Annotated in this window: 12 protein-coding genes; 5 read left to right on the forward strand and 7 right to left on the reverse strand. The window is 44.4% G+C overall.

Annotated elements, in window-relative coordinates; all coding sequences use genetic code 11:
* Positions 1-67 precede the first annotated feature (67 nt).
* Both E7Z59_RS14130 and yidC read left to right on the forward strand, forming a co-directional pair.
* Positions 68-1,702, forward strand: a complete 1,635-nt coding sequence (locus E7Z59_RS14130; protein WP_136337007.1) for a CTP synthase — start codon at positions 68-70, stop codon at positions 1,700-1,702.
* A gap of 93 nt (positions 1,703-1,795) precedes the next feature.
* Positions 1,796-3,676, forward strand: a complete 1,881-nt coding sequence (gene yidC / locus E7Z59_RS14135) for a membrane protein insertase YidC (RefSeq protein ID WP_136337008.1) — start codon at positions 1,796-1,798, stop codon at positions 3,674-3,676.
* 145 nt (positions 3,677-3,821) lie between these two features.
* Here yidC and E7Z59_RS14140 read toward each other — a convergent pair whose 3' ends face one another.
* Together E7Z59_RS14140 and E7Z59_RS14145 are read right to left on the reverse strand one after the other, a co-directional pair.
* Positions 3,822-5,678, reverse strand: coding sequence for a fasciclin domain-containing protein (locus tag E7Z59_RS14140; RefSeq protein ID WP_168731313.1), 1,857 nt, complete (start codon positions 5,676-5,678; stop codon positions 3,822-3,824).
* 243 nt (positions 5,679-5,921) lie between these two features.
* The gene (locus E7Z59_RS14145) at positions 5,922-7,391 is read right to left on the reverse strand and encodes a fasciclin domain-containing protein (RefSeq protein WP_136337010.1); all 1,470 of its coding nucleotides are present in this window, start codon (positions 7,389-7,391) and stop codon (positions 5,922-5,924) included.
* 368 nt (positions 7,392-7,759) lie between these two features.
* On the opposite strand from E7Z59_RS14145, the gene mnmA reads away from it, so the two are divergent.
* On the forward strand, positions 7,760-8,947 hold the full coding sequence (mnmA, locus tag E7Z59_RS14150) for a tRNA 2-thiouridine(34) synthase MnmA (RefSeq protein WP_136337011.1): 1,188 nt from the start codon (positions 7,760-7,762) through the stop codon (positions 8,945-8,947).
* A gap of 18 nt (positions 8,948-8,965) precedes the next feature.
* A complete protein-coding gene (locus E7Z59_RS14155; protein WP_136337012.1) occupies positions 8,966-9,907 on the forward strand; it encodes an NAD(P)H-dependent flavin oxidoreductase in 942 nt (313 codons plus the stop codon).
* Here E7Z59_RS14155 and E7Z59_RS14160 read toward each other — a convergent pair.
* Entirely contained in the window at positions 9,904-10,482 is a 579-nt protein-coding gene (locus tag E7Z59_RS14160; RefSeq protein WP_136337013.1) for an NUDIX domain-containing protein, read from the reverse strand. The two genes, E7Z59_RS14155 and E7Z59_RS14160, sit on opposite strands and share 4 nt — an antisense overlap.
* A complete protein-coding gene (locus tag E7Z59_RS14165) occupies positions 10,475-10,918 on the reverse strand; it encodes a VOC family protein (protein ID WP_136337014.1) in 444 nt (147 codons plus the stop codon). Before E7Z59_RS14165 ends, E7Z59_RS14160 begins: the two co-directional genes overlap by 8 nt.
* 195 nt (positions 10,919-11,113) lie before the next feature.
* On the opposite strand from E7Z59_RS14165, the gene E7Z59_RS14170 reads away from it, so the two are divergent.
* The gene (locus E7Z59_RS14170; protein ID WP_136337015.1) at positions 11,114-11,716 is read left to right on the forward strand and encodes a hypothetical protein; all 603 of its coding nucleotides are present in this window, start codon (positions 11,114-11,116) and stop codon (positions 11,714-11,716) included.
* A gap of 40 nt (positions 11,717-11,756) precedes the next feature.
* On the opposite strand, the gene E7Z59_RS14175 is transcribed toward E7Z59_RS14170, so the two are convergent.
* The 3 genes from E7Z59_RS14175 to E7Z59_RS14185 form a co-directional block, all read right to left on the reverse strand.
* Positions 11,757-12,191, reverse strand: coding sequence for a hypothetical protein (locus E7Z59_RS14175; RefSeq protein ID WP_136337016.1), 435 nt, complete (start codon positions 12,189-12,191; stop codon positions 11,757-11,759).
* 25 nt (positions 12,192-12,216) lie between these two features.
* On the reverse strand, positions 12,217-12,645 hold the full coding sequence (locus tag E7Z59_RS14180) for a hypothetical protein (protein ID WP_136337017.1): 429 nt from the start codon (positions 12,643-12,645) through the stop codon (positions 12,217-12,219).
* A gap of 266 nt (positions 12,646-12,911) precedes the next feature.
* The gene (locus tag E7Z59_RS14185) at positions 12,912-13,424 is read right to left on the reverse strand and encodes an SRPBCC family protein (RefSeq protein WP_136337018.1); all 513 of its coding nucleotides are present in this window, start codon (positions 13,422-13,424) and stop codon (positions 12,912-12,914) included.
* Between the last annotated feature and the right edge of the window lie 2 nt (positions 13,425-13,426).

Consider the following 13,426-nt stretch of genomic DNA (forward strand, 5'->3'; position numbering starts at 1 on the left):
CGGGGAATATTAATTCTTATTTGTATTTTTGGCGCGAATTTTTCAGCAATACTACAAGCGTTTTTTCATGGCAGATACTAAGTACATTTTTGTTACAGGAGGGGTTTCTTCTTCATTAGGTAAGGGTATTATAGCAGCTTCTCTGGCAAAGCTTTTACAGGCCAGAGGTTATAAGACTACAATACAAAAATTAGATCCTTACATCAATGTTGATCCCGGAACGCTTAATCCTTATGAGCATGGAGAATGTTATGTAACTGATGATGGTGCTGAAACCGATCTTGACCTGGGGCATTATGAGCGTTTTTTAAATGTAAATACCTCCCAGGCAAATAATGTTACTACCGGCCGTATTTACCAAAGTGTGATCGAAAAAGAACGTCGGGGTGAATTTCTCGGAAAAACTGTACAGGTAGTACCTCATATCACCAATGAGATCAAAGAGCGAATTCAGATTCTTGGTAAAAGCGGAGATTTTGATATCGTGATCACCGAGATCGGGGGTACCGTGGGTGATATCGAGTCGCTTCCATATATTGAATCAGTGCGTCAATTGGTTTGGGAATTGGGAGATAACAATGGTATCGTGATCCACCTGACCCTGGTACCTTATCTTTCTGCAGCAGGAGAGTTAAAGACCAAACCTACTCAGCACTCTGTAAAAACACTGATGGAAAGTGGTATTAAAGCCGATATCCTTGTATGTCGTACAGAACATGAATTGTCGGATGACCTGAGAGATAAGCTGGCGCTCTTCTGTAATGTAAAACGAGAGGCAGTAATACAGTCTATAGACGCTTCCACCATTTACGATGTACCGAATATGATGCTGGAGGAGGGTCTGGACAAGGTCGTACTTAACAGGCTTGCCCTTTCTGACAGCAGTGAACCCGAATTAACCAAGTGGAATAATTTCCTTCAACGTCATAAGAACCCTAAGCACGAGGTGAATATCGGATTGGTAGGGAAGTATGTGGAATTACAGGATAGTTATAAATCCATCCTGGAGTCCTTCATCCATGCCGGAGCTGAAAATGAAGTGAAGGTAAATGTAGAATATATACATTCAGAATATATCAGCGAGAAAGTTCTGAAAGAAAAGATCTCCCGACTGGATGGAGTTCTGGTAGCTCCCGGATTCGGGGAGAGAGGGATCGAAGGGAAGATCTCTACTATTAAATACGTTAGAGAGAATAATATCCCCTTCCTGGGAATTTGCCTGGGTATGCAGATGGCTGTTATTGAATTCTCAAGGAATGTGTTAGGTCTCAAAGGTGCCAACTCAACAGAGATGGACGATAGCACCCTATATCCTGTGATCGACCTGATGGAGGAGCAAAAGGATATTACCCATATGGGGGGTACCATGCGTCTGGGAGCATGGAAATGTACCCTTGAAGAAGACAGTATTGCTTACAAAGTATACGGAGAAAAAGAGATCTCAGAGCGTCACCGTCACCGTTACGAGTTTAACAACAGTTTTAAAGATCAGATCGAAGCAGCTGGGATGAAGGCTACAGGTTTCAATCCCGATACCGGACTGGTAGAGGTAGTTGAAATTCCTGAGCATCCCTGGTTTGTTGGAGTACAATATCACCCGGAATATAAAAGTACAGTGGCCAATCCACATCCATTATTTGTTGCGTTCGTTAAGGCTGCTTTGGGTCATTATCAGAAAAAAAATAGTGCCACATTGGCATGATAACCTGCTTTCGGGGAGGTTTTTGCTTCCCTGCTAATAGTAAATACTGAGGTGGAAGTGTAGCTTTTACCTCCTTTCCTTTAAATCAATACTATGGAAGAAAAGAAATTTGACATTAACTCCCTTATCGGATTCCTTCTTATTGGGGCTATCCTGATCTGGGTAATGTATAACAACCAACCCACTCCTGAGGAGGCAGCAAGCGAAGGGGCGACCACAGAACAGGTGGAAGCGACTCCGGCTGCATCGGCAACACAGGAAGCAGCAGTTGCAGTAGTTGATACTACTCAGTCAGATTCTCTGGCATTGGAGAAATACAAAGCCAGTATGGGCGCCTTTGCCTATGGAATGGCCTCCGGTGCCGGCGAAGGAACCACCGTGATCGAGAATGATGTTGTGAAGCTCACGGTGAACAACAAAGGAGGACAGATCACCGAGGCAGTTTTAAAAGAATTCCATACCTACGATTCTGTACCCGTTTACCTTGTAAAGGACGGCAATGCTGAGTTTAACCTTACCCTGGGTACCACTGATAACCGGACCCTGAATACAGGAGATCTTTATTTTGAACCGGTTCTTTCTGAAAACGGAGATAACAAGGTGCTTAGTATGCGCCTCAAGGCCGGTGAGAATAAATACCTGGAATATCGGTACGAGCTGAAACCGGGTGATTACCTGGTTGACTTTACAGTGAGGTCTCAGGGCTTGAATGGTATTCTGAACAGCAACCAGGAGGTAAAACTTGACTGGAATGTGAAGGCTTTACGCCAGAATAAGAGTATCGAGTACGAGAATCGTTATACCCGACTTACCTATAGCCACGATGGAGATATCAGTAAGCTTGGGCAAATGGGTGATGACAGTGAGACTGAAACAGATCTGAAATGGATCTCTTATCGTCAGCACTTCTTCAGTACGATCCTGGCAAGTAAAACTCCATTTAAGACGGCCAGTCTGTATTCAGAAAACCTGGTAGAAGAAGAGTCGGATACCGCGAAATATACCAAGCTATATAAAACACAGATACCGCTTGAGATCCAGGGAGGAGAACTGACTTATAATATGCATTGGTATTACGGACCTACCGATCTGAAGGTGTTTAAAAAGTATGAGGAATTTGATTTCGAAGATTCAGTGCCATTCGGTTGGGGTATTTTTGGATTTATCAATAAACACGTCTTTACTCCGCTGTACGATATGCTGAGTTCGGTACTGCCTTATGGTATTGCCATTGTTGTAATGACCATTCTGGTAAGGATCGTTCTTTCTCCGGTAACCTATAAATCATACCTGTCGCAGGCTAAGATGAAAGTTTTGCGTCCTGAGATCACCGAGATCAACGAGAAGTTCAAGGACAACCCGATGAAGCGTCAGCAGGAGACTATGAAGCTTTATGGAAAGGCCGGGGTAAGCCCGATGAGTGGTTGCGTACCTGCCTTGTTACAGCTGCCCATCTTTTATGCCTTATTCATGTTCTTCCCAACAGCCATTATGCTGAGACAGAAGAAATTCCTGTGGGCCGAAGACTTGTCTTCTTATGATGTGATCGCAGAACTCCCTTTTACTATTCCATTTTACGGAGATCACGTGAGTTTATTCCCGATCCTTGCTTCGGTGGCCATCTTCTTCTATATGAGAATGACCACCGGCCAGCAGCAGATGATGCAGCAGCCTACCCAGGAGGGGATGCCCGATATGGGGAAACTGATGAAGATGATGCTGTATATTTCTCCGCTTCTGATGTTATTCTTCTTTAATAATTATGCGAGTGGACTGAGTTTGTATTACTTTATTTCGAACCTTATTACCATCGTGATCATGTTGGTGATCAAGAATTACATCATCGATGAGGATAAAATTCACAACCAGATCCAGGAGAATAAGAAGAAGCCTAAAAAAGAAAGCAAGTTCCAACGCAAGATGCGTGAGATGATGGAGCAGGCTGAAGAACAGAAAAAGCGCCAGGGAAAATAATAGCTGGCTTTGAAATAATAAAAAAGGGACCTTTATGGTCCCTTTTTCTGTTATTAAGCAGTGTCTTTAGAGCTGATAGGGCTTATGTTGGTATATAAAAAAAGCCTCCTGAAGGGGAGGCTTTTCAGAAAAATATATGAGAAATTTAGTTGGTAGCGTTCGGTAACAAAACAATGTCAATCGCATGAATTACACCATTAATGGCCTGTACATCTACAACATTGATTCCTCCGGTGTTGTCCGTACCATCCGTGATATCAGCAACTACTCCAATAGTAGGGGGGACAGTTACAGTCACCTGATCTCCTTCCATGGTGGTTAAGGGGTTATCGCCTTGAGCAAGATCTCCTGATCGCACATTCACACCGGCTACAACATGGTGAAGAAGAACTGCCACAAGGATATCGCCGGAAGGTAAGTTTACTCCTTCAAAGGCTGAATTAACAGGTGCGAATACGGTAAAGGGAGCATCTTCGTTTTCAGGATCATTCAGGGTAGCTACAATATCTTCAGGGAGTGCACCTGCCAGGGTGCTGAAGTTTTCATCCGAGGTAGCAAAGGTCACGATCGTAGGCAGGTCTATCACCTGGCTAACTACATGTACAATACCATTGCTGGCCTGGCTATTGGTGGGGAGTACTCCTGCAGCACCGTTTATGGTGACCGGGAAGTCTCCATCCGGGGTGATCTGTATATACATGCTGAGATTGGCCTCCACGTTATCAGGGAGGGTTGCCAGGGTTGAGGTATATTGGTTCCCTGCCCCAACGATCTGCTCTCCTGTAAACTGCCCTTCGATCATATGATTCATCAATACATTTTTCAGGAAGGCAGCATCAACAGTTTCCAGGTCTGTTCCTTTGGCTGTAAGATAGGCCGCTAAGGCATCATTGTTCGGAGCAAATACTGTCAGGTTGGCTTCCGGATCAGAAAGCATATCTACTAATCCCGCCTTTTCGATGGCCGCAGCTAATTGGTCATATCCGGCGGTGGCCTTAGCAAAATCGTACAGGGTAACTTCGCTCACCAAAGAATTTACAATGGAAGGAGGGAGTAATACCTTGTCGATCTTGTGAATCACCCCGTTAGCGCCTTGAATATTAGTTTCAATAAAGTTGACCCCACTTCCTCCGGTCCCGTCAACCAGCGTAGTGCCGTCCTCTGAGTCTGTGTAAAGGAGTTCGCCATCGGGAGTTAAAGTGGTTAATGGCATGCCTGGTGTAAGCTCTTCCTGACGGATATTATCCCCCGCTACCACATGGTAGAGGAGAATGGTGCGCAGCGTATTTTCATCAGTGAGATCCAAACCAGGGGTGTTGGCAATATTGGCAAAAGCCTGGTTGGTGGGTGCAAATATGGTGAAGGGACCGTCGCCGACAAGAACTCCGGTGAGTTCATCTTCAAAGGAAACTACAAAATCTTCGAGGGATTGAAAATCGGGATTGGCTACCACGTGTTCTACTACATTTGGTGGGGGCAGGGGCATGTCAATAAGGTGAATGACTCCGTTGGTAGCCTCAATGTCCAGGCCACCTTCCACGGGAGAGGCCATGCCATTGAAAGTAACGCCACCTTCCAGGTCTACAAAAAGACTCAACTGATAGAATCCGCTATCTCCGGGACCTTTCCCCAGGGTGTTTACATATCCGGTTGACAGTTCGCCTGATCGAACCACTGAATTGAGTACATGGTTCAGAAGATAATTCGTTAATTCTTCATCGGTAAAATCATCCAGAGAGGTAATTCCGGCTGCGGTAAAGGCGTCATTGGTAGGCGCGAAAACTGTATAGGTTCCTTGTTCGTCAAGTGTAGTGTTCAGTCCTGTGCGATCCAGGGCTGCAACTAAGGTGGTCAGGTCTGCAGAAGCTACCGCCGTTTCATAAATTGTTAATTCTGCGACCGGTGGGTCAGGGGTGTCCCCCCCGTTGTTATCATCATCATTGTTGCAGGCCGTCAGCCCCAGGAATAGGATTAGGATCAATCCCGAATAGAGTGCTTTCATAATTTCATCATTTAATATTAGGTGGTTTCCTGTTGAGTCTGCTTTGCAGCTTAAATACACTATTAAATATAATTCAAAAACATAAATCACTGAAAACAAGACTATTAAATAATGATTTAATTCTATATAGCGCACTGAAATCATGTTGAGTAACAAACAGAGATGGAGAGGGGTTGATTATGGCAATAAAAAAGCCCGGCAAACAGCCGGGCTCCTTCTAAGAATTTATAAAGATCTACCTCATTACTGGGCAGGGATCAGTACTTTATCAATAGCATGTACAACACCATTTATGGCCTGTACATCAACCACGATGACGGACCCGGTTTCTCCGGAACCATCAGTAATATCGGCAATACCTCCCTGAGTGGGTGGTAAGGTCACAGTGATATCTCCGTTCAGAGTGGTAACAGGATTGTCTCCTTCTTCAAGATCAGTAGATCGGACATTGGCACCAGCTACTACGTGATGACTTAAGATGGCGGTTAATTCCTCTGCGGTAGGAGCAGATGTAAGCGCTTCAAAGGCGGCATTAACAGGTGCAAATACAGTGAATGGAGCATTTTCATTAGCCGGATCGCTTAGCACTCCAACAAAATCAGACTGCCCCTCTGCCACTAAAGCTCCGGTTAGCTCACTGAAATTATCAGCATCGGCTACCGCGAAGGTGGCAATGGTTGGTAAGGCAATAACTGCGTCTACTACGTGGATTACCCCGTTGTCTGTTTCAATGTCAAAGGTCTCTCCGGGAGTCGTAGTAACTACGTTGGCGCCACCGTTATCAGGACCACCATTGATCTGAACCCCGGCGTCATTTTTTAAATACATACTTAGGAAAGCAGGGTTTTCAACATCATCTGTAGGGTAAGCACCTAAGGTGTTCACATAACCTTTTTGAATGTCACCCGATAATACGCTTCCCATAACAGCGTGATTCAATAATACATTTTGTAAAACATCTACCGGTATTTCATCTACGCTAGCAAAATTGTTAGCTTCTAAAAAGGCGGCAAAAGCATCGTTGGTTGGTGCAAATACGGTCACATCGGTAAGCGGACTATCTAATACTTCAGACAGGCCGGCAGCTTCAGCGGCAGCCAGAAGGCTGGTAAATCCTGCAGCTTCGGCAACGTCGGCGATCGAGGTTCTCCCGATCTCTAAGGCATCGGCGATATCTGCAGGAAACATGACTTTATCTACTATGTGGATTACTCCATTACTTGCAGCAATGTCGGCATTCGTTACAGTAGTAAGGTCATTGGTTCCATCTATGATCTGAACATTGTCTCCAACGAGGAAGATCAGCGATTCTCCGTTTACCGTAGCAACAGATTGCTCGTTAGCGATCTGAGAAGATGCAATTCGATTCGAAGCGATTACGTGATAGGTCAGCACGGCTTCAAGAGTAGCCGGATCAATCTCGGCAGGGGATGATACTCCTAAAGCGGTTAATACCGGTTCAAAGGCAGCATTGGTAGGTGCGAAAACTGTAAAATCGCCTTCCCCGTCTAAGGTGGTGTCGAGACCTGAAGCTTCCAGGGCTGCAACCAGACTGCTTAGATCGTCGGTGGCAACGGCAGTTTCATAAATTGATAGTTCTTCCACCGGTGGTTCGGTAATGTCATTATTATCGTCGTCATTGTTACAACTAACTGCAAATAATAATGTCAAAGCCAGAGCCCCGTATTGGAATGGTTTAAGTAGCTTTTTCATTGCTTAATGATTTAATTAAAGATTTAATTCATTGTTTTGTTTAGCTAATTTACAATAATAGTTAAACAGAAATATTGGTTTATTATTTTTTTAACATATGTAAATTAAACAAAATCTGTTTGAACTTAGATATTAACCAATTGATAACCAAATATAAAGAGGTTGTTTTTAAGTTTAATAGGAATAATCTGTATTGGTTTACCTTTTTTGAAATATAGGTTAAACATTGTACGGCATTTTGTTTAATATTAAATAATCATGTCTTTCAGGTAATTTTTACCAGATCCTTACGACTATCTCTGTCGCTCATAATTTTGTAATTTTGCCCTTTGTGAGCGTATTAAAACAAGTACGTTAATTAAATTTTCATGAAGCGAGTTGTAGTAGGATTATCCGGAGGAGTAGATTCAAGTGTAGCTGCCTATCTTTTAAAGGAACAGGGATACGAGGTTATCGGACTGTTTATGAAGAACTGGCACGATGACTCTGTGACCATATCCAATGAATGTCCGTGGCTTGAAGACAGTAACGATGCAATGATCGTTGCAGAGAAGCTGGGTATCCCTTTTCAAACGGTAGACCTGAGTGAGCAGTACAAAGAGCGCATCGTTGATTATATGTTCAACGAATACGAACAAGGACGTACACCGAATCCTGATGTATTGTGTAACCGGGAGATCAAATTTGATGTATTCATGAAGATCGCCCTTGATCTCGGCGCTGATTATGTTGCTACGGGTCATTATTGTCGCAAGGAGGTAACAGAGGTAAATGGGGAGCCCGTTTACCGATTGATGGCCGGTATAGACGGTAATAAGGATCAATCATACTTTTTATGTCAGCTTTCCCAGGAACAACTGGCCAAGGCTTTGTTTCCGGTAGGTGAATTAACGAAGCCTGAAGTGCGTCAGATCGCCGCTGAAAATGAACTGATCACTGCAGATAAGAAAGATTCCCAGGGACTGTGTTTTATTGGAAAAGTGCGCTTACCGGAATTTTTACAACAAAAACTACAGCCCAAGGAAGGAGTGATCGTAGAAGTAACTGCTGAGGAGGTATTGCAGAAGCAGCAAGAAAAGCAGCAAATAATAAAGGATGACGTCCTGGCAAATAAGGCGGCTAAACTGAGTTACTCCCCCGAGGATGGGAAGGTGGTTGGAAAGCACCAGGGGGCACATTATTTTACCATTGGCCAGCGCAAAGGCCTGGGGGTAGGCGGTACTGTGGAGCCTTTGTTTGTGATCGGGACCAATGTGGAAGATAACGTGATCTACACCGGGCAAGGGAAGGATCATCCGGGATTGTACCGAGAAGCGCTGTTTATTCGAGAGCACGAATTGCATTGGGTGCGGGAAGACCTGGCATTAAAAGAAGGGGAGACTATGGAGGTTTTGGCTCGGATCAGGTACCGACAGCCACTGCAAAAGGCACGATTACACCGTGTCGAATCCGGACTCTATGTAGAATTCGAGCAGCCTCAAAGTGCTATTACCGAAGGGCAATTCGCAGCATTTTATTTGGAGGATGAGCTCATTGGCTCCGGCGTTATATCCTAAACTTAACCAAACCTATTTATGAAAAACCGAATCACGACCCTTTTAAATATTCAATATCCAATTATTCAGGCCGGAATGATCTGGGCCAGCGGCTGGCGTTTGGCCGCGGCAACTTCTAATGCTGGAGCTCTAGGACTTATAGGGGCCGGATCCATGTATCCCGAGGTGTTGCGGGAGCATATTCAGAAATGCAAGAAAGCCACCGACAAGCCTTTTGGTGTAAACGTACCCATGCTTTATCCAGATATAGAAAAGATCATGGATATCATTGTGGAGGAAGGGGTTAAGATCGTTTTTACCTCCGCAGGAAATCCGAAAACCTGGACCTCCTTCTTAAAAGAAAAGGGAATTACCGTGGTTCACGTGGTGAGCAGTGTGAAGTTTGCTCTGAAAGCCCAGGAAGCCGGAGTAGATGCCGTGGTGGCCGAAGGTTTTGAGGCAGGGGGGCACAACGGTCGGGAAGAAACCACCACCTTTACCCTGATTCCTATGGTGAGAGAACAATTGGAAATACCTCTGATCGCAGCCGGAGGGATCGCCACCGGAAGAGGGATGCTTGCAGCCATGGTCTTGGGAGCAGACGGGGTACAGGTAGGAAGCCGGTTCGTAGCCAGCGAGGAGGCCTCTTCTCATGATGATTTCAAAAAAATGGTGGTGGAAGCCGGCGATGGAGCTACCCAACTAACCCTTAAGGAACTGGCTCCTGTGCGATTATTGAAAAATAAATTTTTCACTGATATCCAGGAGCTCTACCAAAAAGGAGGTGGGAAAGAAGAACTGAAGGAGCTTCTCGGCCGTGCAAGAGCTAAGAAAGGCATGTTTGAAGGCGACCTGGATGAAGGAGAGCTGGAGATTGGTCAGGTAGCAGGCCTGATCCACGATATAAAACCGGCGAAGGAGATCGTCCAGGAACTCATGACCGATTTTAACTGTGCCAAAGCCGAGGTAGCGAATCTTTAGATCAGACCGTTTAACATGCCGTGTTGCAGTAGCAGAAGGGTTTTTGCGTCTTTGATGGCACCCTCGTTTACCATGGTTCTGATCTCCTTAAAGGGGTATTCTTCAACAAACAGATCTTCCGTTTCGTGTTCATTACCGCCACCCGTTGCAACTTTTGTTGCTTTGCTGTAATCACAGGTAAAAAAATGAAGAATTTCTGTCACTGCCCCCGGCGACATATAGGTTTGAAAAACAGGGGTGATATGCTGTACGCGGTATCCTGTTTCTTCTTCGATCTCACGTTTCATGCATGCCTCCGGATCATTGCTGTCTAAAACTCCGGCAGGAGTCTCCAGTAACAGCCCGTTTTTATTTCCGTTAACCCACGTTGGCATTCTGAATTGTTTGATGAGGAGAACTTTTTTAGTATTGGAGTTATACATCAGCACCGCTGCGCCGTTTCCTCTGTCATACACCTCCCTGCTCTGTTCCTGCCAGGGTCCTTTAAAGGTCTTCCATTGGTAGGTATAGCGTTTAAGAGTGTACCAGGCTTTGGAGAGGATTTCCTCCCGGATATCTTTAATGCGGCTATTCATTTTCATTGATTTCTATCCAGTACCCATCAGGATCTTTAAGGTAGATCTGGCGAATGCCATCGGCCCTGGTGTTGGTCGTATTCGCATCACCCTGCCAATTTTCAAAATAAATGTCCCGAGACCTGAGATGTTTTACGATGGCATCAAGATCTTTGGTATTTAAAGCCAGGTGGATTCCTTTTTCCGGAGGATTCTTAAAACCAGGTGCCTCTATAATATGAAGTGAGAGGGCATTTCCAAGAGAGAACCATCGGATATGTTCCAATCCCGTTTTATTTTTTATCTCCTGAAGGTTGAGAATTTCTTGATAGAATTTTACACTTGTATTGAGATCTTCTACCTGTATGGCGTAGTGATCAAAGGAAAGGGCTGGGGGTTGGGCACGCACGGTGTCGAGAAACAGGCAGAGCAAGAGAAGTAGTTTCCAGGGTCGCATAATTTAAAGTTTTACTTAAAAATAATAGTTATCGAAGATATTTGATAACTTTACCTAAAACTATCTTCTTGAATTTAAGATCGGTGCATCCGGTGTTGCCGGTTAAGGATGTTTCAAAAGCCCTGATATTTTATAAAAACCTGAGATAGCCTTGCTTTCTGTGGTGGAATGAATGTAAATTATAATTTCACTGTTATGAAAAGGATTTTACTACTGTTTTTAATGTTAACTACCACTGCATGTTTTGCTCAGGAAACCGAAAAGGACCAGGAACACTCTGAGGAGGTGATACACCACGATGCTGGAGAAGAAGGGCAACGCGAGGAGCATCATAATTTTAAGCATAGCATAGCCTTTATGCTCGGGCATACCCATATTAGTGAAGGTCGTGATGCAGCTGGTGACACCAAATGGCTCGCAGTACCTTCCTTTGCCATTGATTACAATTACCGGTTCGGTGAAAAATGGTCTGTGGGTTTGCACAATGACATCATTATCGAATCATTCATTGTTGAGCGCCATCTCAGTGGGGGAGAAGAGGAGATATTAGAAAGAGAGTATCCTGTGGCCTCCTTAGTCATGATCGGCCATAAATTCACACAACACTTAGCCGGCTTCGCCGGTGCCGGTGCCGAATTTGCCAAGGGAGAAAATTTCTTTATGTATCGGTTTGGTATTGAAGCCGGCTGGCACTTAAATGATCCGAGTTGGGAACTTTTAGTAGGTATAAATTATGATATAAGGATTGATGCCTATGATATTTGGAACCTGAATTTTGGGGTTGCCAAACAATTTTAATACTACAGCGGGTACGCCCGCTGTAGTATTAAAGAATATATTACCAGGCCATTCTTCCAAGGTCGGCTTCAGATCCTATAATGTAAGACTCGTACTCGTTAAGGATTTCTTGTGCCTTTTCCGGGCTTCCGGCTATTTTGGTCATAGACTGGAACCATTTTACATCATCCGGACTTGTTTTCCAGTTCATGCCTTCGATGCCGTCCTTCATATGCCAAACGACCAGCATATCATATTCACCACTGGTCATGTCAAGGGCCATTTTGGGCATGGGTGTAGCAGCGTCTTCTGAGGCCTTCATGAAATAATCCTCAATGATCTCCTTGGCCCGGTTCATTTTACCCGGTGCAAAATCGATCTTTACGATCCAATACCATTGTGGGTTCTCATATTTTTCGGCCTTCATTTCTTCCTGGGCATAGAGTCCGGAAATCGTAAATAAAAAGCAGGTGAGTATAGAAACAAAGATTTTCATAATTGAAATATTTAATAGTTATTAATTACAGTTTCCGGCCCATATTGCTGGATGAAGCTCTAACGCATTTTCGATATTTCTCCATGATTTTTTGTGCCTCTTCGGTGCCTCCTGCGATCTCGTCCATTGCTTTGCGCCATTCAACCTGGCTGGGACTGGTCTGCCAATTCAGGCTTTCTACTCCCTCCTGCATTTTCCATACAACCAGCATGTCGTACTCGCCGGCAGCCAAAGAGACCTCCATGACAGGCACCGGTGTACCTGCCTGGGCAGAAGCTTTCTTAAAGTAGTTGTCAATAATATCCCTGGCTTCCCCCATCATCCCCGGATGGTAATCCACATACGTAAAAGTATACCATTCAGGATTTTCATATTTTTTGGCTTCCTGGGAGAAGCTGCTGGAAATGAAACAAAAGGTAAGGAGGGTGGTAAGAATTAAACTGAATTTTTTCATGTTGATCTGTTAATTGGTTAGAAACTAAATGTGGATGTGTGTTTTACAACCTTTAATAAAGTTAAGCATAATTCACTAGAAATCAGGCCGTTAAATAATTTAGTGACTGGGTGACTAGGTTAGGAGGCTGGACGGTGAAGAGCCTGCCTGTCTGTAGACAGGTTTCAGCATGCATTTGGCAATTGAGGATTCCTGGAAGGCCTTTTTGGAATTTGGAGTTTGGAAGTATTCAATCTGCAAACCGCTAACTGCAAACGGCTAACTATTCAGATATTAACATATTCAAAAGCCGCATTAGGGTCATCTCTCAGATCAAGGGAGGTTTCATGAAGTAAAATGCCGTGCTCCAGAAAGGCTTTCAGGTTGGTTAGCCAGAAACTCCAGCCACTGCTGCACCCGCTGTAGATGTTAAGTTTGCTTTTGTCATCTGTGGGGATATCACTTTGAGTAAGCACTAACAGGGTACCTTCTTTAAGGCTTCGCAGTTGTATGTCAAGCGTGCATTCTCCGGCAAAACTAAAGACAATATGGTCCTTGCCGTTGGCCTCCTTGACAATCCCTTTTTCTTCGCCATCCCAATTGTACCACATCCACAAATACTCATCCCCGGCCTTTACCGTTTCCTGGTGATTGATGCGCTTTCCATCTCTTATATGATCCGATGCCCGCAGAAACCAGGAGGTGAGTCCGTCTTCAGTAGACCAGCACCAGTAGATCTTTTCTAAAGGAGCTTTGATGAGGATCTTCTTTACAAACTTATCGAAGGACAGGTTGTTCATTA

Origin of the sequence: Robertkochia marina, from assembly GCF_004799345.1 — a bacterium.
Taxonomy (GTDB): domain Bacteria; phylum Bacteroidota; class Bacteroidia; order Flavobacteriales; family Flavobacteriaceae; genus Robertkochia; species Robertkochia marina.

Coding starts and splice junctions, on each gene's coding strand:
- E7Z59_RS14130 (WP_136337007.1), top strand. CDS start 68: ATGGCAGATACTAAGTACATTTTTGTTACAGGAGGGGTTTCTTCTTCA.
- yidC (WP_136337008.1), top strand. CDS start 1,796: ATGGAAGAAAAGAAATTTGACATTAACTCCCTTATCGGATTCCTTCTT.
- E7Z59_RS14140 (WP_168731313.1), bottom strand. CDS start 5,678: ATGAAAGCACTCTATTCGGGATTGATCCTAATCCTATTCCTGGGGCTG.
- E7Z59_RS14145 (WP_136337010.1), bottom strand. CDS start 7,391: ATGAAAAAGCTACTTAAACCATTCCAATACGGGGCTCTGGCTTTGACA.
- mnmA (WP_136337011.1), top strand. CDS start 7,760: ATGAAGCGAGTTGTAGTAGGATTATCCGGAGGAGTAGATTCAAGTGTA.
- E7Z59_RS14155 (WP_136337012.1), top strand. CDS start 8,966: ATGAAAAACCGAATCACGACCCTTTTAAATATTCAATATCCAATTATT.
- E7Z59_RS14160 (WP_136337013.1), bottom strand. CDS start 10,482: ATGAATAGCCGCATTAAAGATATCCGGGAGGAAATCCTCTCCAAAGCC.
- E7Z59_RS14165 (WP_136337014.1), bottom strand. CDS start 10,918: ATGCGACCCTGGAAACTACTTCTCTTGCTCTGCCTGTTTCTCGACACC.
- E7Z59_RS14170 (WP_136337015.1), top strand. CDS start 11,114: ATGAAAAGGATTTTACTACTGTTTTTAATGTTAACTACCACTGCATGT.
- E7Z59_RS14175 (WP_136337016.1), bottom strand. CDS start 12,191: ATGAAAATCTTTGTTTCTATACTCACCTGCTTTTTATTTACGATTTCC.
- E7Z59_RS14180 (WP_136337017.1), bottom strand. CDS start 12,645: ATGAAAAAATTCAGTTTAATTCTTACCACCCTCCTTACCTTTTGTTTC.
- E7Z59_RS14185 (WP_136337018.1), bottom strand. CDS start 13,424: ATGAACAACCTGTCCTTCGATAAGTTTGTAAAGAAGATCCTCATCAAA.